Origin of the sequence: Sphingopyxis sp. HIX (genome assembly GCF_001468285.1) — a bacterium.
Lineage (GTDB): Bacteria > Pseudomonadota > Alphaproteobacteria > Sphingomonadales > Sphingomonadaceae > Sphingopyxis.
The window spans coordinates 1-19,302 of the sequence record NZ_LNSB01000022.1 but is presented as its reverse complement, the minus strand read 5'-3'; the positions used below and the strand labels follow the sequence as shown (position 1 = coordinate 19,302).

20 protein-coding genes are annotated in these 19,302 nt (G+C 64.7%); 7 read left to right on the top strand and 13 right to left on the bottom strand.

The features are described 5' to 3' along the window. The first annotated feature begins 411 nt into the window (after nt 1-411). Complete coding sequence (locus ATE62_RS11875; protein WP_058807728.1) at nt 412-702, top strand: hypothetical protein; 291 nt, start codon at nt 412-414, stop codon at nt 700-702. Between the two features lie 3 nt (nt 703-705). Here ATE62_RS11875 and ATE62_RS11870 read toward each other — a convergent pair whose 3' ends face one another. Then, nucleotides 706-1,059: a hypothetical protein gene (locus tag ATE62_RS11870; RefSeq protein WP_058807729.1), complete on the bottom strand. Its 354-nt coding sequence runs from the start codon at nt 1,057-1,059 to the stop codon at nt 706-708. Nucleotides 1,060-1,163: 104 nt separating this feature from the next. Further along, entirely contained in the window at nt 1,164-1,811 is a 648-nt protein-coding gene (locus ATE62_RS11865) for a YceI family protein (RefSeq protein WP_058807730.1), read from the bottom strand. 278 nt (nt 1,812-2,089) lie between these two features. Here ATE62_RS11865 and ATE62_RS11860 point away from each other — a divergent pair, with 278 nt between their 5' ends. From ATE62_RS11860 to ATE62_RS24085, 3 genes are all read left to right on the top strand, one after another. Further along, nucleotides 2,090-2,323, top strand: coding sequence for a hypothetical protein (locus tag ATE62_RS11860; protein ID WP_231736251.1), 234 nt, complete (start codon nt 2,090-2,092; stop codon nt 2,321-2,323). A 56-nt stretch (nt 2,324-2,379) separates the two neighbouring features. Further along, a complete protein-coding gene (locus ATE62_RS11855; RefSeq protein WP_082662773.1) occupies nt 2,380-6,420 on the top strand; it encodes an RHS repeat domain-containing protein in 4,041 nt (1,346 codons plus the stop codon). A 69-nt stretch (nt 6,421-6,489) separates the two neighbouring features. Further along, nucleotides 6,490-6,822, top strand: a complete 333-nt coding sequence (locus ATE62_RS24085; protein WP_082662772.1) for a TrbC/VirB2 family protein — start codon at nt 6,490-6,492, stop codon at nt 6,820-6,822. Between the two features lie 97 nt (nt 6,823-6,919). On the opposite strand, the gene ATE62_RS11845 is transcribed toward ATE62_RS24085, so the two are convergent. Beyond that, nucleotides 6,920-7,330: a hypothetical protein gene (locus tag ATE62_RS11845; RefSeq protein ID WP_058807732.1), complete on the bottom strand. Its 411-nt coding sequence runs from the start codon at nt 7,328-7,330 to the stop codon at nt 6,920-6,922. A 173-nt stretch (nt 7,331-7,503) separates the two neighbouring features. Between ATE62_RS11845 and ATE62_RS11840 the strand changes: the two genes are divergently transcribed. After that, nucleotides 7,504-7,989, top strand: coding sequence for a YHS domain-containing (seleno)protein (locus ATE62_RS11840; protein WP_058807733.1), 486 nt, complete (start codon nt 7,504-7,506; stop codon nt 7,987-7,989). Nucleotides 7,990-7,992: 3 nt separating this feature from the next. Here the strand turns inward: ATE62_RS11840 and ATE62_RS11835 are convergent, their stop codons facing one another. From ATE62_RS11835 to miaA, 9 genes are all read right to left on the bottom strand, one after another. After that, nucleotides 7,993-8,400: a DUF805 domain-containing protein gene (locus ATE62_RS11835; RefSeq protein ID WP_058807734.1), complete on the bottom strand. Its 408-nt coding sequence runs from the start codon at nt 8,398-8,400 to the stop codon at nt 7,993-7,995. A 183-nt stretch (nt 8,401-8,583) separates the two neighbouring features. After that, a complete protein-coding gene (locus ATE62_RS11830) occupies nt 8,584-9,840 on the bottom strand; it encodes an adenosylmethionine--8-amino-7-oxononanoate transaminase (RefSeq protein WP_058807735.1) in 1,257 nt (418 codons plus the stop codon). A 177-nt stretch (nt 9,841-10,017) separates the two neighbouring features. Then, nucleotides 10,018-10,626: a dethiobiotin synthase gene (bioD, locus tag ATE62_RS11825; protein ID WP_058807736.1), complete on the bottom strand. Its 609-nt coding sequence runs from the start codon at nt 10,624-10,626 to the stop codon at nt 10,018-10,020. Further along, a complete protein-coding gene (locus tag ATE62_RS11820; RefSeq protein ID WP_058807737.1) occupies nt 10,623-11,759 on the bottom strand; it encodes an 8-amino-7-oxononanoate synthase in 1,137 nt (378 codons plus the stop codon). The genes bioD and ATE62_RS11820 overlap by 4 nt, the downstream gene beginning before the upstream one ends. Nucleotides 11,760-11,936: 177 nt before the next feature. Beyond that, complete coding sequence (locus tag ATE62_RS11815; RefSeq protein ID WP_058807738.1) at nt 11,937-12,536, bottom strand: DUF6151 family protein; 600 nt, start codon at nt 12,534-12,536, stop codon at nt 11,937-11,939. A 155-nt stretch (nt 12,537-12,691) separates the two neighbouring features. Continuing rightward, complete coding sequence (gene ilvC / locus ATE62_RS11810; RefSeq protein WP_058807739.1) at nt 12,692-13,726, bottom strand: ketol-acid reductoisomerase; 1,035 nt, start codon at nt 13,724-13,726, stop codon at nt 12,692-12,694. Nucleotides 13,727-13,850: 124 nt separating this feature from the next. Further along, the gene (ilvN, locus tag ATE62_RS11805; protein WP_058807740.1) at nt 13,851-14,366 is read right to left on the bottom strand and encodes an acetolactate synthase small subunit; all 516 of its coding nucleotides are present in this window, start codon (nt 14,364-14,366) and stop codon (nt 13,851-13,853) included. A gap of 223 nt (nt 14,367-14,589) precedes the next feature. After that, complete coding sequence (ilvB, locus tag ATE62_RS11800; protein ID WP_058807741.1) at nt 14,590-16,344, bottom strand: biosynthetic-type acetolactate synthase large subunit; 1,755 nt, start codon at nt 16,342-16,344, stop codon at nt 14,590-14,592. Between the two features lie 86 nt (nt 16,345-16,430). After that, on the bottom strand, nt 16,431-17,393 hold the full coding sequence (gene miaA, locus ATE62_RS11795) for a tRNA (adenosine(37)-N6)-dimethylallyltransferase MiaA (protein ID WP_058807742.1): 963 nt from the start codon (nt 17,391-17,393) through the stop codon (nt 16,431-16,433). Here miaA and serB point away from each other — a divergent pair. Then, the gene (gene serB / locus ATE62_RS11790) at nt 17,392-18,276 is read left to right on the top strand and encodes a phosphoserine phosphatase SerB (protein WP_058807743.1); all 885 of its coding nucleotides are present in this window, start codon (nt 17,392-17,394) and stop codon (nt 18,274-18,276) included. The two genes, miaA and serB, sit on opposite strands and share 2 nt — an antisense overlap. Nucleotides 18,277-18,290: 14 nt before the next feature. Beyond that, nucleotides 18,291-18,641, top strand: coding sequence for a DUF2200 domain-containing protein (locus ATE62_RS11785; protein WP_058810689.1), 351 nt, complete (start codon nt 18,291-18,293; stop codon nt 18,639-18,641). 38 nt (nt 18,642-18,679) lie between these two features. On the opposite strand, the gene ATE62_RS11780 is transcribed toward ATE62_RS11785, so the two are convergent. After that, the gene (locus ATE62_RS11780; protein WP_058810688.1) at nt 18,680-19,135 is read right to left on the bottom strand and encodes a nuclear transport factor 2 family protein; all 456 of its coding nucleotides are present in this window, start codon (nt 19,133-19,135) and stop codon (nt 18,680-18,682) included. Nucleotides 19,136-19,302: the final 167 nt, after the last annotated feature.

Here is a 19,302-nt window from a genome sequence, read left to right as displayed (position 1 = left end):
ACATTATTTTTTGGCACTGGCAGCTATTTTTTCATCGCCTCTGGCGTCGTGCGGCGACGTCGGCGACGATGGCGTGAGAGACGTGTTCCAGCGATTGGAATGCAAGAGAGACGGGATGATTGACGCTGTCACTGGCCAAGCTCGAGCAATATCGAAAAAAATGAACTTGAGATTTTCTGTGGGAGAGATGACGCAAGGAGGAAAAGGGGCCGTGGTAATTATACGATCGGCAACAGTGGAGAGTTCTATACTTCTATTTGAGAACAACCATCGGGCGACAGTCATATCGACGGCCGTCGGAAAGGCTAATGAGAAGGACAATGAGCAGGTCGGTGAGATCGTTGGAGGAATCCACAATCTCAAATGCGCAGCGTCTGAGCCCAGAGCTAGCAGGCCCGCAGTGCCAGTATAATGCGTTCGCAATCGGACATCGACGAGGTCGCCGTGCAACGGGGCATCGGGCTCATGGCCTTCGAGGCCTTGTGGCCGGTGTTGCGGCGCCGCGACGATGCGGAGGTCCGCGGTTTTCCCGGTCTCGAAAGCTGGCGCGCGCGCCATGCGCTGCGCTATGGCATGACCATGCGCTTCGTGGGTGAGCTCGTCGAGCGGTGCCGGCGGCTGGCGGGCGAGGAGGATCTGACGCCCGCCGAGCGCGCCGCGTTGCACGCGGTGGTCGAGGCCTTCGACAGCCGGCGGCGATAGGCTTCAGGCGGCTTCCTCGCCTTCTTCCTCATCCTCATATTCGAACAAGTCTTCCTCGATCATATTGTCGATCCCATGGACGCGGACGCCGAGGACCCAGTCTTCGAGCGGACCTTCCCACGCGGCCTCGACCGGGGTGAGGACTTCGGCCGAGGTCTCCGACGGGCGGTCGCCGACGAGGTCGAAGTCCTGGAAGCCGTCCTCGGGGGAGTCGATATAGATGTGCGCCTCGAGCCGGACGTTGGTCCAGCCCGCGGTGGGGGCGAGGCCCTCGGCCTCGACGGTCAGCTGCTCATGCTCGTCGTCGCCGGTGACGAAGGCGGTGATCTCGACGATTTCGCGTACCAGTTCGCTCATGTCATGGGCTCCTGCAGGCAAAGAAAAGGGGCGAGGGCCGAGGGTCTTGAACCCCGGCCCGCGCCCCGATTCTTAGCGGCGGCGTGTGACAGATTGGCGCGCGCTTACTGCTTTTCGAATGCCGCGTGAATCTCGAGCTCGACCGCGTCGCTGACCGCGGGGATGCCGTAGGCGATGCCGAAGTCGCTGCGCTTGATGGTCGCTTCGGCGTTGAAGCCGACGGTCGCCTTCTTGTTATAGGGGTTGGTGCCCGCGCCGTGGAACTCGACGTCGAGCGTCACCGGCTTGGTGACGCCGTTGAGGGTGAGGTTGCCGGTGACCTTCGCCTCGTCGCCATCTTCGTCGACGACGACGCTGGTCGAGACGAATTTGGCGTCGGCGGGGGCGGCGCCGAAGAAGTCGGGCTTGCCGCCGTCCTTGCCCGCGCGCAGCAGGTGGCCGGTGAGGCCGGCGCTGGCGGTAGTGACCTTGGCGACGGGGATCGTCACCTCGACCTTCGACGCGGCGGGGTTGGCGGGGTCGAGCGTGAGCGTGCCGGCGACGTCGCCGAAGAGGCCCGAATATTTGCTGAAGCCGAAATGGTCGACCTCCCACACCACCATCGTGTGGCCGGGGTCGGCGACGTAAGTGCCCGCGGCGACACGGCTCTTGTCGGGCGCGCCCGGCGGGCCGCTGTTCTGCGCGATGACGGGGACGGCGATCACCGCGGCGATCGCGGCGAGGGGAAGGGCGGTGCGGAAGAGCTTGTTCATGACCGGGGGAACTCCATGAAGACGGGAGGCGGAAGCTAGGGCGGGGGCGGGGGGTGCGTCAATGGATGCGAGGACGAAAAGCTGTGAAGGCGTGGAAACGCTGCGTTTCCTGGCAAGACCGTTTCGGCGGTCCGATACATAGTTCAACAAGTAAACATCGTTAAGGAGTAGTTTGCGACGAATAGTGCCAGTCCTGTCCAAGAACAGATTGACGGGAGTCGGGAGGCCATGCAGCATCGGTGGTGCAGAACATTGACGATTCGTCCAGGAGCGAAGCAATGGGGGTCCCAAAATACCGCGGTTACGCGCTGATTTTCGCTGCGCTGCCGCTTTTATCGGCCTCGGCGGGCGCGACGGAGACGATCACTTACACCTATGACGCCAAGGGGCGGCTGGTGAAGGTGGTGCGCACGGGCACCGTGAACAACAATGTCACCGTCGATTACGAGCACGACAAGGCCGACAACCGCAAGCGGTTGAAGACCACGAACTCGCCGAACCCGCCGCCCTAGGCGGTGCGGGCGGGCGACTTCTGGCTGCTTTTTCTCAAATTGTTTGGAGCGACTATATGCGGGTCATCCCGGCGGGCGGGCGTGCCGTCCAGAGATTGCGTGCGACCATTTTTGCGACGACGATGCTGGCCAGCCTGCCTGCGGCGGCGCAGGTCACGATTCCACCCCCGGTCCGGCAATCGATGGATGCCAATGGCGTCGACCTGCTCGATGGAAAGATCGAATTGAGGGGGCCGGTACTGAGTATCGGCCAAGGAAAAGATGCTCTCGTCTATTATCAGATCATCCCCAGCACGATGGGGAGGGCAAATCTGGAGACCTATCTCCAACGCGGTTTTTTTGGAGGGGCCGCGGGATTGACCGTGGTGTATGGAGATAAATACGCCCATTTCAGCCAATCGGGCAGTCTGTTCACATCGACCGAGGGGGATGGCGCGACGCTGACGCTGTCGGGCAATATATATACGTTCACCGGCCCCGAGGGAACCGTGATCCTTTTCAACCGCTTGATCGGCAAGCATATCGCGGACGATGCATCGCTCGATTGGAGGGCCTATGCAACGACCGTAACGCAGTCCAACGGTTACAAGCTGACTTTTACGTATGATCAGTATCAATGCTACCCCGGTCAAAGTGCAGCAGACTGCAATTCCATAAAATTCTACAGAATTAGAAGTGTCGGGAACAATTTTGGATACCGGATGGATTTTTCTTATAAATCCAACAATTATTCCGACCGATGGGATTGGTACGATCTTGCAAGGGTTGATGCGGTAAATAATTCAGTCGGGGTCATGGCTTCTCAGCACAGAGAGTATGGCTTCTCGTCTCTGAATTTCACTTATTACCATAAGCTTACGGATTCGTTGAACAGGCAGACGATCTTTTCGACGGACTTCGGGAATAATCTCGTCAGTGTAGAGAGGCCGGGAAGCCTATCTCCCGATATGCTGGTCGCCCATGCGGGCTTCGGCGGCGCGGCCAAAGTATATAAGGTAACAACTGGGGCCGGCGATACGATGTATAGCTCCACGGAGGCCGGCGACGTGTATACGACCACGGTCACCGACCCATTGTCGCATGCTACGATTTATCAGTTCAGCCTGACATCGCAGCGCATGACGTCGATGACCGACGCGGCGGGAGGTGTCACCACATATCAGTATGACGACAAGGCACGGCTCACCCAAGTCGCCTATCCAGAGGGCAATCTGGAGAAATATGTCTATGACGCGCGCGGCAACGTGACCGAAAAACGTTCCGTTGCGAAGCCTGGAAGCGGCCTTGCGGATGTCGTGCTTACCGCCGGTTATGATGCGTCTTGCATCAGCATCGCCAAATGCAACAAACCGAACTGGACCCGCGATGCCAAGGGCAATCAGACCGACTACACCTATGATTCCACGACGGGGAACCTGCTGACAAGCCTGTTGCCCGCGGCGGTCGTTGGCGGGACGCGGCCTATGACGACGTTCAGCCATGCGACGGTTGGCGGCGTTTCGGTGATCAGCGGCATTTCGCGCTGTCAGACGGGTGCGAGCTGCGCAGGCACGGCCGACGAAGTCAAAACGAGCATCGCCTATAACGCCAATGGGCTGCCGATCACGGTCACGGAGGGCAATGGAAGTGGCAGTTTGGCGGTGACCACGACCGCCGGCTATGACGGCATCGGCAACAGGACCAGCGTCGACGGGCCGCTCGCCGGAACCGATGACACGAGCGTCTATCGCTATAATGCGGGCCGTGAATTGACCGGGGTGGTCGATCCCGACCCCGATGGCGCGGGAGCGCGTAAGCTATTGGCGATCCGCAATGGCTATGACGCCAGGGGACGCGTGATCCTGGCCGAAATGGGCACGGTGATCGATGCGAGCGACACGGCATGGAATACCTTCGCGTCTCAGCAACAGGTGGCCACCACTTTTGATACGATCGATCGGCCTCTCACCCGTTCGTTTTCAGCCGGCGGCACGACCTATTCGTCCGAACAATATAGCTACGACCATCAACGCCTCGACCAAGTCAAGCAGGTGATGGGCGGCGGCGATCCCGACCGGATTGTCAAATATGGCTATGACGCGATGGATCGGCAGACCAAGGTCACGAGCGCCTATGGTACCGCGCAGCAAGCCGATGAGTCGACCGCGACTTATACGGCCAATGGCCGGGTCGCGGCGGTGACCGACGCCGAAGGCAATAAAACGAGCTATGAATATGACGGCCATGACCGTCTCGCGAAGACCGTCTATCCCTCGACGACAAAGGGATCGGGCGTCAGCAATGCGTCGGATTACGAGCAATCGGTCTATGACGCGAACGGCAATGTCACCAGCCGCCGACTGCGCGACGGGACCAGCATCGCCTATAGCTTCGACAACCTCGATCGGCCGACGAAGAAGGATTTGCCCGGCACCGAACCCGATATCACCTATGCCTATGATTTGCTCGGCCGTTCGGCCAGTACGGCGCAAGGTAGCCAGACGCTGAGCTTTACGCATGATGCCCTCGGCCGTAACCTGACGCAGGTAGGACCGCAGGGGACGGTTACCTATGGCTATGATGCAGCGGGTCGCCGCACGAGCATGATCTATCCGGGCAGCGCGCTGACGATCAACTATGACTATGATGTAACCGGCAACGTACTGAAAATACGAGAAAATGGCGCAACGTCGGGCGTCGGCATACTGGCAAGCTATGCCTATGACGACCTCGGGCGAAGGACGAGCGTGACCTTTGGCAACGGCAGCGTGCAAAGTTTCGGCTATGATCCGGTGTCGCGCCTGTCGACGCTGACGAACGATCTTGGCGGCAGCGCGACGACGCACGATTTGACCCAGACCTTCGGTTACAATCCGGCGGGACAGAAGACGAGCGTAACCCGGAACAACGATGCTTACGCATGGCAGGCGCATTACAATGTGGATCGCAGCTACACGATCAACGGCCTCAACCGGATCGCGAACATCGGGGCGGCCACATTTGGTTATGACGGGCGTGGGAACCTGACCAGCGACGGAACGAACAGCTTCACCTATTCCGCCGAGAATCTGCTCAAGACGGGCCCTGGCGGTGCTACGCTCGGCTATGATCCGCTCGGACGGCTCTACGAGACGGTGAAGGCAGGTGCTACGACACGCCTGCTATATGATGGAACGAACGCGATCGGCGAATATGACGGGTCGAACGCCGTCGAGCGCCGCTACGTCCATGGCCCCGGCATCGACAATCCGATCGTCTGGTACGAAGGAAGCGCGATCAGCGCCACCACGCGGCGCTTCCTGATGGCGGACGAGCGCGGGAGCGTGCTCAGCGTGACCGACAGCGCGGGCGCGACGCTGGGGCTCAACAAATATGACGAATATGGCATCCCCGCCTCCACCAATATCGGCAAATTCGGATATACCGGACAGCGCTGGCTGCCCGAGATCGGCATGTGGTATTATAAGGCGCGGGTGTACTCGCCGACGCTGGGGCGCTTCATGCAGACCGACCCGATCGGATATAATGACGGGCTCAACTGGTATAATTATGCCGGATCGGACCCGGTGAACAAAGTCGATCCCTCGGGAACCATCATCGTCGTCACCGGGACAGGCAGCGGCGTAGGAAGCAATGGCGGCGCATCGTTGGGCTTGGAGATGAATTCGCTCGGCTTGGGGCTGAACGCGTTCATGATGCAGACTCCGCCGCCGCCCCCTCCGCCAGCAGCGACCAAACCCAAAAAGGACAAAGACAAGAAGCTCTGCGCGGACATCAACAGCCTTGCCGCAGAAACACGAGGTAATCTTCCAGATCATCACGCCAATTCATGGCGCTACAACGATGTGGCGGCGCTGCGATATGATAGAGCGATGGCGCAATATGCGCTCAATGAGGCCAACATTCTGGCTAGTGCGACGAGTTGGGCCGCACTAGGCCTAGGAGGAGGCGCGCTACGCTGGGAGGCTCTTGGCTCGAAGGGCTTTACGGTGCTGGGCGTGGGCATCAGCGCTGCGGGCATCGCAGCATCGGCTGAAGTGAATATGCGGCAAGGCCAAGTGGACGCCTACAATGCGAGGCTGCAGCAATTGCAAGCCCAGGCAGATGGTATTTGCTGACGGCATGATCGTACCGCATAGCGTGCGCTGACCTGGAGTTGACGTTACAGAAAGCGCGAGACTGCCGCAATGACCACCCAATCCACCGCCCTCGCCGAAGCCGCTGAGTGGGTCGCGGCCGTTGCGACCGGGTCGGTCGCCACCGGCGTCGCGACGATCGCGGTGGCGGCGGTCGGTTTTGCGATGCTCGCAGGGCGGATCGACGTGCGGCGCGGGGCGGCGGTGATCCTGGGGTGCTTCATCGTCTTCGGCGCGCCGACGATCGCGGCCGGTTTCACGCAATGGCTGGGGGAAGGCGAGGGCGAGCAGGTCGCGGCGCAGGCGGCGCCGCTGCCCGCCGCGCCCGCGCCGCCGCCCGCGCAGCCGCACGATCCCTATGCCGGGGCCTCGCTGATCCGTTAGAGTTTCTGAGCGGGTGCATGCGCGCCCACCCCGCTGCGACTAGCGAACAAGTTCGCAAGTCTCGCTGCCCCTCCCGCAGGCGGGAGGGGAGGGGGCGTCACCGCGTCGAGCGGCGCTCGGCGAACCATTGGCGCAGCATCGCGCTGGTGCAGCCGGTGAAGCCGTAGCTGCCCACCGCCGAGCAACTGTTGGGGCGGCCGAGGCGGGCGACGTCGTCGTGGGCCTCGACCGTCGACGCCCAGCTGCCGCCGCCGCCGACATCCTCTTCGCGCAGTTCGTCGCGCAGTTCCTTGGGGACGCGGTAGCGGTCGGCCTCGGGCTCTTGCGCGCAGACGACTATCTCGTCGCCCTCGGCTTCGGGGCATTCGTCATTGCCATAGGCGATGAGGAAGGAGAATTTCTCGGGCGGCTGCGACGATTGCGCCAGATCCTCGACCTGCGCCGCGGCGGGCACGGCGAAAGCCAGCGCGGCGAGCAGCGGGAGCAGGAGGCGGGTCGGCTTGGTCATCGCGGCGTCATTCCCTCAACAAACCCCCATACCCTCCATGCACGCTTAGGCGGCGAAGATGAACATAGGCCGAATTGCCGCGGCGGGCGCGTAACTTTCTGGCGCCGGGCGGCGAACCCATGGCGACGCGCGCCGCGGCATCGGGCCGGGCTGTGCGAAGATGGAGATGTTTCGTGAAAAACCAAGCCCTGTTCGCGCTGCTCGCGGCGTTGCTCGCCCCGCTGTCGCTCGCGGTGTTCACTCCGCAGGCCTATGCCAAGCCCGTCTATGTCGGGGTGGAAGGCGGCAAGGTGGCGGTCAGCGGTTACGACACGGTCAGCTATTTCGACGGCGACGGGGTGCCGGTGAAGGGCGACGCCGATTTTTCGGTCGAGCATGACGGCGCCGTCTATCATTTCGCCAATGCCGCGAACGCCGCGCGCTTCCAGGCCAATCCCGAGGCCTTCGCGCCGCAATATGGCGGGCACTGCGCGTGGGCGATGTCGCGCGGTTACCTCGCGCCGGGCGATCCGCTCGCCTATGCGGTGGTGGGCGGCAAACTGTACCTGAACTTCAACCAGGAGGTGAAGGCGAAGTGGGACCAGGACCGCGCCGGCTTCATCGCCGCGGCGGAGAAGAATTGGGCGGTGATCCCGGACGATGCGAAGTTTGGCGAGTAGGGCTCAGGCGAAGATATCGCCGTAACGGTGGCCGCCCTTGGGGTCCGGACCATAGCGGTTCGGGCCCGGGGTGCCGTCGACGCACATGAAGAAGAGCATGATGAAGCCGCCGATATAGGGGATGAAGCTGAACAGGTAGAACCAGCCCGACTTGTCCTGGTCGTGGAAGCGGCGGACGGTGACCGCGATCGACGGGATGATCGTGCCGACGACGAAGAGGCCGGTGACGACGAGGAAATAATTTTCGGCGAGGGTGCGCTCTTCGCCAGCGGGGCTGCCGAAGAAGATCGCGAGGCCGACGAGCAGGGCGATCATGACCAGGTAGAAGAGCGTGAACATCCAATATTCCATGCGCTGCGACCGGCCGCTGAAGTCGGCGTAGCGCATGAGCGGCATGAGCATATAGTCCATCGATTTTCCCCCGAGGCCTGTGCGCGGGACCCGCCCCCGCCACGGGAGAATTAGAGGGATGATATTTACAAGCGGTTGATTTTTAGATCAGTTCCGGAGCCGATTTAAGAAGCCTTGCCTCCCGTTAGGGACAGTGCGCTCTATTCCGGCCTGATCGCCGACAGTTGTTGGGACGAACCCGTGTCAAAGATCGTCGAGCGACGCCGCGATACTGTCCCATATCTGCGCCAGTTCCTCCGCCGCGATGCAATAGGGCGGCATGACGTAGATTGTGTTGCCGAGCGGGCGGAGGAGGACGCCGCGGTCGCGATGGAAGGCGATCAGGCGCGGGGCTAGGTTCGAGAGATAGCCCGAGTCCGGCACGGCGATGTCGAGCGCGGCGATCGTGCCTAGGCGGCGCGGATTGGCGACGCGCGGGTCGTGGCCGAGCAGCGAGACGTGCGCGGCCTGCGCTTCGGCGAGAGCGTCGATGCGCTGCTGCACCGGCTCGTCGCGCCAGATTTCCAGGTTCGCCGCGGCGGCGGCGCAGGCGATGGGGTTCGCGGTGTAGCTCGACGAATGATAGAAGGTCCTGGCGCGGTCGGTCGACCAATGCGCGTCGAAGATCGGCTCGATGCAGAGGGTGACCGCGAGCGGCAGGCTGCCCCCGGTGAGGCCTTTGGACAGGCAGACGATATCGGGGATGACGCCCGCCTGATCGCAGGCGAAGCGTGTGCCGGTGCGGCCCCAGCCGGTCATGACCTCGTCGGCGATGAAGAGCACGCCGTGGCGCGCGCAGATGGCGCGCATTTCGGCGAGCACCCAGGCGGGGTAGATCAGCATGCCGCCGGCGCCGAGGATCAGGGGCTCGACGATGAAGGCCGCGGGTCTTTGCAGGCACGCGGCGTCGAGCGCGTCGAGCGTGGCTTGTTCCATGCCTTCGTGCGGGAAGGGGATGGTGTCGACGTCGAAGAGCAAGGGCTGCCAGGCGCGGTTATAGACGCCGCGCTCGCCGACCGACATCGTGCCGATCGTGTCGCCGTGATAGCTGTGCTCGAGGACGAGGATGCGGCTGCGCGGCTCGCCGATGTTATACCAGTAACCGAGCGCCATCTTGAGCGCGACCTCGACGCTGGTCGAGCCCGAGTCCGAGAAGAAGACGCGGGTGAGCGGGTCGGGGGTGATGCGGATGAGTTCGGCGGCGAGCGTCTCGGCGGGCTCGTGCGTCCAGCCGGCGAAGATGAGCTGGTCGAGCCTTTCGGACTGGGCGCGGATCGCCGCCATGATGCGCGGATGCGTGTGGCCGTGGGTGGTGACCCACCAGCTGCTGATCGCGTCGATCCAGTGGTTGCCCTCGGCATCGTAAAGGCGCGCGCCTTCGCCGCGGGCGATCAGCGGGATGGCGTCGCAGAGGCCGTGCTGGGTGAAGGGGTGCCAGATGGGAGAACGCGATCTCGTCATGTCGGGAGCCCTCTACCCGCTTTCGTCATTCCCGCGGAAGCGGGAATCCAGCTTTCCCTTTTTGCCTTGTCTTCGTGCCTTTGCGCCTTTGCGTGAGGTTTTAAGAATCTCACGCAAAGGCGCAAAGGCACGAAGAAGAAAGAAAGGCGGGTCCCCGCTTTCGCGGGGATGAAGAAGTTAGCCGAAATCGGTGACGTTGAAGTTCGCGCCGAAGGCTTTTGCGATACTTTCCGGCGTCAGCGGATCGACGATCGGTAGGCGGCCCAAGCGGCGGACGCCGCTCAGCTTCGCGATGATCGCTTCGCTGTCCTCCACCGCGTCGCCGAGGAAGGCCAGGCCGTGGATGGAGGCGTTGCGGGCGCGCAACGCTTCGATCGTCAGCAGGCTGTGGTTGATCGTGCCGAGCGCGGTGCGCGCGCAGACGATCACCGGGACCTGCCAGCGCGCGAAGAGGTCGGCGTAGAGCAAGGTTCGGGTGACGGGGACGAGGGCACCGCCTGCGCCTTCGATGATCAGGTCGCCTGCCGGGGGCGTCAGCCGGTCGGGATCGATCGCTACGCCGTCGATCTCGGCGGCAAGGTGCGGCGAGGCGGGGGTGGCGAGGCGGTACGCTTCGGGGCGGACGGGCACGCCCGCGAGGCGCGCGACGGCTTCGCTGTCGGTTTCCTCTTCGAGCCCCGACTGGATCGGTTTCCAATAGGGGGTGCGCGTTGCGCCCGCGAGCGCGGCGCTGAAGATCGTCTTGCCGATGCCGGTGTCGGTGCCGGTGACGACGAAGCGCGTCATGCCGCGGCCATCGACGCGGCGAGCGTGTCGGCCATGCGGTCGATGTCGGCCTCGGTGACGTTCAGCGTGATCGCGATGCGGAGGCGCGCGGTGCCGTGCGGGACGGTCGGCGGGCGGATGCCGCGGATGTCGAAGCCCGCCTCCTGCAGCGCGCCCGCGATGCGCATCGTGCGCCGGTTGTCGCCGATGACGACGGGCAGGATCTGGCTGCGGCTGGCGGGCAGGCCGAGCGCGGCGAGGCGCGTTTCGGCGTGCGCGACGAGCGCGTGGAGATGCGCGGCGCGCTCGGGCGCGTTGGCGACGATCTCGAGCGCCTGGCGGACGAGCCACGCCATCAGCGGCGACGGCGCGGTCGAGAAGATGAAGGGGCGGCCACGGTTGATCAGGAAATCGCGGACGATCTGCGGGCCGCACAGCAGGGCACCTTCGCAGCCGAGCGCCTTGCCGCAGGTGTGCAGGGTGATGAGGTTGGCCTGGCCCGCGAGCCGGTGCGCGAGCCCTTGTCCCGCGGGGCCGTAGACGCCCGTCGCATGCGCCTCGTCGACCACGAGTATCGCATCGTGGCGGTCGGCGACCTTGGCGAGCGCGGCGAGCGGGGCGCGGTCGCCGTCCATCGAATAGAGGCTTTCGACAGCGATCCACGCCGTGCCCTTGCCGCCGCGCGCGCGCCAGGCGGCGATGGCGTCGTCGAAGGCCTGCGGGTCGTTGTGCAGCGCCGATGCGCGCTCCGCACGGCCGAGCTTCATGCCGTCGTGCGCGCTCGCGTGGATGAGCGCGTCGTGGACGACGAGGTCGCCGCGCTGCGGCAAGGTCGCGAAGAGCGCGGCGTTGGCGGCGAAGCCGGTGGGGAAGAAGAGCGCGGCCTCGCTGCCGTAGTGGCGCGCGGCGTGCGCCTCGAGCGCTTCATGCTCCTCGTGATTGCCGCGCAGCAGGCGCGAACCGCCCGAACCCGCGGGGATACCGCGACGCAGGCCCTCGGCGAGGGCTTCGTTGAGGAGGTAGGATCCCGCGAGGCCGAGATAGTCGTTCGAGGCGAAGTCGACGCCCGCGCGCGGGGCGAGCGTGCGGCGGCGGTTCTCGGTGGCGAGACCGGCCAGGTCGGCGTGGTGCGCGGCGAAGGGGGAGGTCACCATGGTCTTCCTTCTCTCGTCATTCCCGCGAAAGCGGGAATCCAGCTTCTTTTGCCTTATCTTTATGCCTTTGCGCCTTTGCGTGAGGTTCTAAAAATCTCACGCAAAGGCGCAAAGGCACAAAGAAGAAAAGCTGGATTCCCGCTTTCGCGGGAATGACCGAACTTGCTGAATGGCGGATTAGGCGTCCCGCAGCGCCTGCCGCTCCTCGGCGGTCAGGCGGTGCGGGGTGGCGATCGGCTGGAGCGTCTCTGAATCGAAGAGCGGGCAGCGGCGGCGGTCGCCCGAGAAGAGGTCGCGGAGCATGCGGGGGAAGAAGCGGCGCATGAGCTTGGCCATGCTCATCTTGGGCAATGCGCTGGTATCGCCGATGCCATCCTCGGTGAACAAATGTCCGAGCGGCGGGCCGACCAGGCTCTCGCGCTTCGCCGGGTCGCAGACGGCGAGCTGGGTCGTGATATAGGGGAGCTTGCCGTTGGCGTAGGTGTTGAACAGCGGCATGCCGCAGCAGGCCGCGTACCAGCGGAGCGTGGGCTTGTCGGTCATGTGCAGGCAGGCGAGCTGCTCCAGGCCGGTGTCGAGGCGCAGGCGCGCGCAGCGCGACTGGTAGAGCGCGCTGCCGCCGTGCGCGTCGAGCACATCCGCGTGGTCCAAGTGGCGCGTCAGGTCCTGGCAGTCGGTGCAATGGCATATGACATGATCGCCCTGGCCGGGGCCGACGTCGAGCAGGGTTCCGGAAACGCTGCCGCATCGGCAGGCGAAGGTTAGGTCGGAGGACATGCTCCGGTCCTAGCGCTTCGGTCGCCAATGCGGAAGGGTGTGCCGGGTATCGGCTCCTGTGTTCGTCATCCCGGCGAAAGCCGGGATCTCGCCGCCGCGTTTGATCGCGAGGGTGAGATCCCGGCCTGCGCCGGGATGACGGCCTGTTGGGGCCGTCAGTTCTTCGACTTGTCGACGAGCTGGTTCTTGGCGATCCAGGGCATCATCGCGCGCAGTTCGCCGCCGACCTGTTCGATCGGATGCGCCGCGGCGGCCTTGCGGCTGGCCTTGAGTTCGGGCTGGCCGGCCTGGTTGTCGAGCACGAAGTCCTTGACGAAGCGGCCCGACTGGATGTCGGCAAGCACGCGCTTCATTTCCTTCTTGGTCTCTTCGGTGATGATGCGCGGGCCGGTCTTGATGTCGCCATATTCGGCGGTGTTCGAGATCGAATAGCGCATGTTCGCGATGCCGCCTTCATAGAGGAGGTCGACGATCAGCTTGGTTTCGTGGAGGCATTCGAAATAGGCCATTTCGGGGGCGTAGCCCGCCTCGACCAGCGTTTCGAAACCCGCCTGGATCAGGTGGGTGATGCCGCCGCAGAGCACGGCCTGTTCGCCGAAGAGGTCGGTTTCGCACTCTTCCTTGAACGTCGTCTCGATGATGCCGCTGCGGCCGCCGCCGACGGCGCTCGCGTAGGAGAGGGCGAGCGCCTTGGCGAAGCCGTTGCCGCTGTTGCCCGCGGCTTCCTGCGCGACCGCGATCAGGCAGGGGACGCCGCCACCCTTCTGATATTCGCTGCGCACGGTGTGGCCGGGGCCCTTGGGGGCGACCATGAAGACGTCGATGTCGGGGCGCGCCTCGATCAGGCCGAAGTGGATGTTGAGGCCGTGCGCAAAGGCGAGCGCGGCGCCGGGCTTCATGTTCGGGCCGATGTCGTCGGCGTAGATCTTCGCCTGATGCTCGTCGGGGGCGGCGATCATGATCACGTCAGCCCATTCGGCGGCTTCCTTGTTCGAAAGCACCTTGAAGCCCGCGGCTTCGGCCTTCTTGGCGGTTGCCGAACCAGGGCGGAGCGCGATCGCGACTTCACGCACGCCGCTGTCGCGCATGTTCTGCGCATGGGCGTGACCCTGGCTGCCGTAGCCGACGACGGCGACCTTCTTGCCCTTGATCAGATCCTGGTCGGCGTCGCGATCGTAATAAACCTGCATGTCATTCTTCCCTATTTTCTGCCGTCACCCCGGACCTGATCCGGGGTCCCGCTTCTCGCCGTTGCCGAGCGGGACCCCGGATCAAGTCCGGGGTGACGATAAGTTGAAACCCAATGCGAAAACCCTAGAGCGCCTCCGACCCGCGGCCGATGGCGACGACGCCGGTGCGGCCGACCTCGACCAGCCCGCATTCGCGCATCAGTGCGATGAAGCGGTCGACCTTGTCGCTCGTCCCGGTGATTTCGAAGATGAAGCTCGTCAGCGTCGTGTCGACGACCTTGGCACGGAAGACGTCGGCCATGCGCAGCGCCTCGATTCTTTTGTCGCCGGTGCCCGCGACCTTGACCAGCGCGATCTCGCGCTCGACATGCGCGCCCTGGTCGGTGAGGTCGGTGACCTTGTGCACGGGGACGAGGCGGTCGAGCTGCGCGATGATCTGGTCGATCACCGCGGGCGGACCCGAGGTGACGATGGTGATCCGCGACAGCGCATGGTCGGCGCTGATGTCGGCGACGGTCAGGCTCTCGATATTATAGCCGCGCGCCGAGAAGAGCCCGGTGATCTTGGCGAGGATGCCCGCCTCGTTGTCGACGGTGACGGCGAGCACATGGCGCTCGCCCGCTTCGGTTTTGATTTTCATGGCTTTACTCCCCCTCCCGCTTGCGGGAGGGGGAGTATCAGGTTGATTGGCCCCCGGCCAATCAAGGATGTGCCGGGGGCACATCCGACCTGATACTGGGTGGGCGCGAGCGCAGCGAGCATGCGATGGTGGCTGGCCCACCCCGCTGCGACTAGGGAGCAAGCTCCCAAGTCTCGCTGCCCCTCCCGCTTGCGGGAGGGGAGATGGAAGTCGGTTCGATCCATTAGACCAGTGCCTTGGCTTCGTCGTCCATCGTGCCGACGATGTCGTTCGGCTGGAGGATCATGTCGGTGTGCGCCGCGCCCGACGGGATCATCGGGAAGCAGTTGGCGAGCTTGGCGACGCGGCAGTCGACGATCACCGGTCCCGGCGTGTCGATCATCGTCTGGATGCCCGCCTCGAGCTCGCCGAGCGTGTCGATGCGGAGGCCCGTCCAGCCATAGGCCGCGGCGAGCTTCACGAAATCGGGCAGGCTGTCCGAATAGCTGTTCGAATAGCGGCTCTCATAGGTCAGTTCCTGCCACTGGCGGACCATGCCCATCCACTCGTTGTTGAGGATGAAGATCTTCACCGGCAGGCGGTACTGGCTGACCGTGCCCATTTCCTGGATGTTCATCTGGAGCGAGGCTTCGCCCGCGATGCAGATGACGAGGCGGCCGGAGTGCGCGATCTGCGCGCCGACCGCCGCGGGGAAGCCGTAACCCATCGTGCCGAGCCCGCCGCTGGTGAGCCAGCGGTTGGGGGCCGAGAAGCCGAAATGCTGCGCCGCCCACATCTGATGCTGGCCGACCTCGGTGGTGATGATCGGGTCGCGGCCGCGGGTCGCGTCGAACAGCGCCTTCACCGCGCGCTGCGGCATGATGTCGGCGCTGGCTTCTTTCTTCTCGGGGAAGTCGAGGCAGCGCGTCGCGCGCCAGCCGTCGACGCGGCGCCACCATTCGCCGAGGTCGCGCGGCTTGTGGCCCTTGTCAGCCCAAGCCGCGATCAACGCATCGAGCGCGCGGCCGGCGTCGCCGACGATCGCGAGGTCGACGGGGACGATCTTGTTGATCGAGCTGCGGTCGATGTCGATGTGGATCTTCTTCGAATCGGGCGAAAAGGCGTCGAGACGGCCGGTCACGCGGTCGTCGAAGCGCGCGCCGACCGCGATGATCAGGTCGGCGCGGTTCATCGCCATGTTCGATTCATAGGTGCCGTGCATGCCGAGCATGCCGAGCCACTTGGGATCATCCGACGGGAAGGCGCCGAGGCCCATCAGCGTCGAGGTGACGGGCGCGCCGGTGAGGCTGACCAATTGGCGCAGCGCGGCGCTGGCGTCGGGGCCGGCGTTGATCACGCCGCCGCCGGTGTAGAAGATCGGGCGCTCCGCGGCGGCGATCATGTCGATCGCCTGCGCGATCGCGTCGGCGTCGGGCTCGACCTGCGGGCGATAGCTTTGATGCTCGATCTTTTCGGGCAGGCTGTATTTGCCCGTCGCGACCTGCACATTCTTGGGAATGTCGATCACCACCGGGCCGGGGCGGCCGTGGGTCGCGATATAGAAGGCCTCATGCATGATCGCGCCGAGCCGGTCGGGGTCCATGACGAGATAATTATGCTTGGTGCAGTGGCGCGTGATGCCGACCGTGTCGCATTCCTGGAAGGCGTCGGTGCCGATCAGGTTCGTCGGAACCTGGCCGGTGAGCACGATCATCGGAATGGAGTCGAGCAAGGCATCGGTGATGCCGGTGACCGCGTTGGTCGCGCCGGGGCCCGAGGTGACGAGCACGACGCCGGGCTTGCCGGTCGAGCGGGCATAGCCCTCGGCCGCGTGGGTCGCCGCCTGTTCGTGGCGGACGAGGACATGCTTGATCGTCGGATGGTTGAAGAGCGCGTCATAGATCGGAAGCACCGCGCCGCCCGGATAGCCGAACACCGTGTCGACCCCGAGGTCGACCAGCGCCTGAACCACCATGTCGGCACCACTCATTTCCGTCACGACGAAACTCCTTTGCTTGCGTCCTGCCACGCCTTTGGGCGCGCTTTGTGCGCCGCAGCAGGTCGGCGGGCAATAGGTGTATGATTCTATCCTGTCAACAGCCTATCGTGTAATAATATTGCCAATTTATTGACAGAATCGATGTTTAGTGATTCTTCGTGGCGCAGCCAATCGGTAGGCGGCTGGTGGCGGAACCACGTAAATTGGCGCTTGGCATATTGGCGGGTGGCGGCCTGCGCCTGAGCCAACGCTTCGGCGCGGGGGATTTCGCCGCGGAGATACGCTGCGATCTGGGGCACGCCGATGGCGCGCATCGCGGGGAGGTCGGGGTCGAGGTTGCGGGCGAGAAGCGCCTCTACCTCCTCGATCGCGCCCCCGTCCAACATCCGGACAAGGCGCGCGTCGCAGCGCGCGCGGAGCCAGTCGCGCGGGGGAAGGAGGATCAGCGGGGTCAGCGCGATGCCCTCCTTTATGCCGCCCTCGCGCGCCTGCTGCCAATCGGCGAGGGTGCGGCCGGTCGAACGCACGACCTCGAGCGCGCGTGCGACGCGGGTGGTGTCGGCGGGGTTCAGGCGCGCCGCGGCGTCCGGATCGGCGGTGGTCAGCGCGGCATGGGCTTCGGCCACCGGCAGCGCGCGGACGGCCTGGCGGACGGCGGGGGCGATCTCGGGCACCGGGGCGATGCCGTACAGGAGCGTGCGCAGGTAAAGGCCGGTGCCGCCGACGAGGATCGGAACCTTCCCCGCGGCGTGCGCGTCCTCGATGACCCCGCGCGCCTCGTCGGACCAGCGCGCGGCATTATGGGCCTGCGCGGCGTCGACATGGCCGAAGAGGCGGTGCGGGACGCCCTGCATCTCTTCCGTGCTCGGGCGCGCCGACAGGATCGCGAGGTCGGCATAGACCTGGCTGGCGTCGGCGTTGACGACGACGGCGTCGCCCGCCAATTGGGCGAGCGCGACCGCCAAAGCGCTCTTGCCGCTCGCGGTGGGTCCGGCGATAAGTGCGACGGGCAATCGACCCGCGATGGAAGAGAAAGAAGGAGACGCCATGTTCGTAGCCACGCTGATAGCAGCCGGGAAGCTGACCGACGAGGTGGTTCGCGAGGCGATCGACCGGCTCGCCGCGACGGGGCACGAGGTCGGCGCGCCGCACTGGCTCGACGAGCATGACGCGGCGGACATCGTCTTTCAGGGCAGCCTGGTCAGCGCGCGCGCCGAACTCGCGAAGATGGACCATGGCGCGCTCGACGTGGTGGTGCAGCCGCTGGGCGACCGGACCAAGAAGTTGATCGTCGCCGACATGGATTCGACGATGATCACCGTCGAATGCATCGACGAACTCGCCGACTATGCCGGGATCAAGCCCGAGATCGCGGCGATCACGCAGCGTGCGATGCGCGGCGAGCTCGATTTCCGCGCGGCGCTGGTCGAACGCGTCGCGGCGCTGGGCGGCATGGCCGAGGCGACGCTGACCGAATGCCGCATCGAGCGCGTCAAGCTGACGCGCGGCGCGCGCACTTTGGTGCAGACGATGAAGGCGCACGGCGCTTATTCGGTTCTGGTGTCGGGGGGCTTCACCGCCTTCGCCGACCCGGTGGGCGAGGCGATCGGTTTCGACAAGGTCGTCGCCAACATGCTCGAGATTGCCGGCGGCAAGCTGACCGGGCGCGTCGCCGAGCCGATCGTCGACAGCCAGACCAAGCTCGAGACGCTGAAGGCCGAGGCGGCGAAGCACGGGCTGCCGCTCGCCGAAACGCTGGCGGTCGGCGACGGCGCGAACGACATCCCGATGATCACCGCGGCGGGGCTGGGCATCGGCTTCCATCCGCACGCGTCGGCGGGCGAGGCGGCGGCGGCGGTGATCCGGCACCACGATCTGACCGCGCTGCTGTGGGCGCAGGGCTATCCGCGGCGGTCGTGGGTGATGGGGTAGGAGGCGGGGCGGGTATGGCCGGGCATCGTATCTATTCGATCAGCGTCGCGAGCGTGTACCCGCATTATATCGCGAAGGCGGAGAAGAAGGGGCGGACCAAGGCCGAGGTCGACGAGATTTTCCGCTGGCTGACCGGCTATGACCAGAAGGGGCTGGAGGCCGAGCTGGCGGCGAAGACGAATTTCGAGGATTTTTTCGCCAAGGCGCCGCGGCTCAACCCGGCGCGGTCGCTGATCACCGGGGTGGTGTGCGGGATCCGCGTCGAGAATATCGAAGAGCCGCTGATGCGCGAGCTGCGCTATCTCGACAAGCTGATCGACGAGCTGGCCAAGGGCAAGAAGATGGAGAAGATTCTGCGGGGGTAGAAATCCTCCCCGCGAGCGGGGAGGATTTGGGAAGCCCCTCAGTCCTCAATCGGCGCGGCGCCCGCGGGGGCGAAGCCGGTGCCGGCGAGGCGTTTCAGCGCCGCGGCATATTTGGCGGTGTCGAGATAGGGGTGGAGGCTGACGATCTTGCCCCAGCGCAGGCGGATGATGTGGACGCCGTCGTTGATGTAGCTGGTGTCGCCGTCGGCCATCACCGCGCGGTCGCGCCATTCGATCACCGCGGTGGTGTCCCACGGCGTGCCGCTCGACGCGATTTGCTTGATGTCGAATTTCAGCACCGGATGGACCGCGAACAGCCGCTGGAACCAGGCGCGCAGGCCGGCCTTGGTGTGGCGCGTGCCGCCGAGCGCATGGTCGCCGGGGAAGATATGTTCGAAGCGGTCGGCCATGCCGCCGAGCGCCGATTCCCAGTCGCCGCGGCTGAGACCTTCGAAAATCTTGCGAACCTGACGGCGGACGATGAAGTGATACATGATAGGGCTCCTGTTGGGGGTGGAGTCGGGATGTGGGAGCTAAGTTTACAATGTCAACATTGGGGGTGCGATTTTTCGGGCAAGGCGGGTTTCGGGCGGTTGCGGCCATCTTAATCCTCCCTGCGGCGTAGCCGTGGGGAGGGGGACCACCCGGAGGGTGGTGGTGG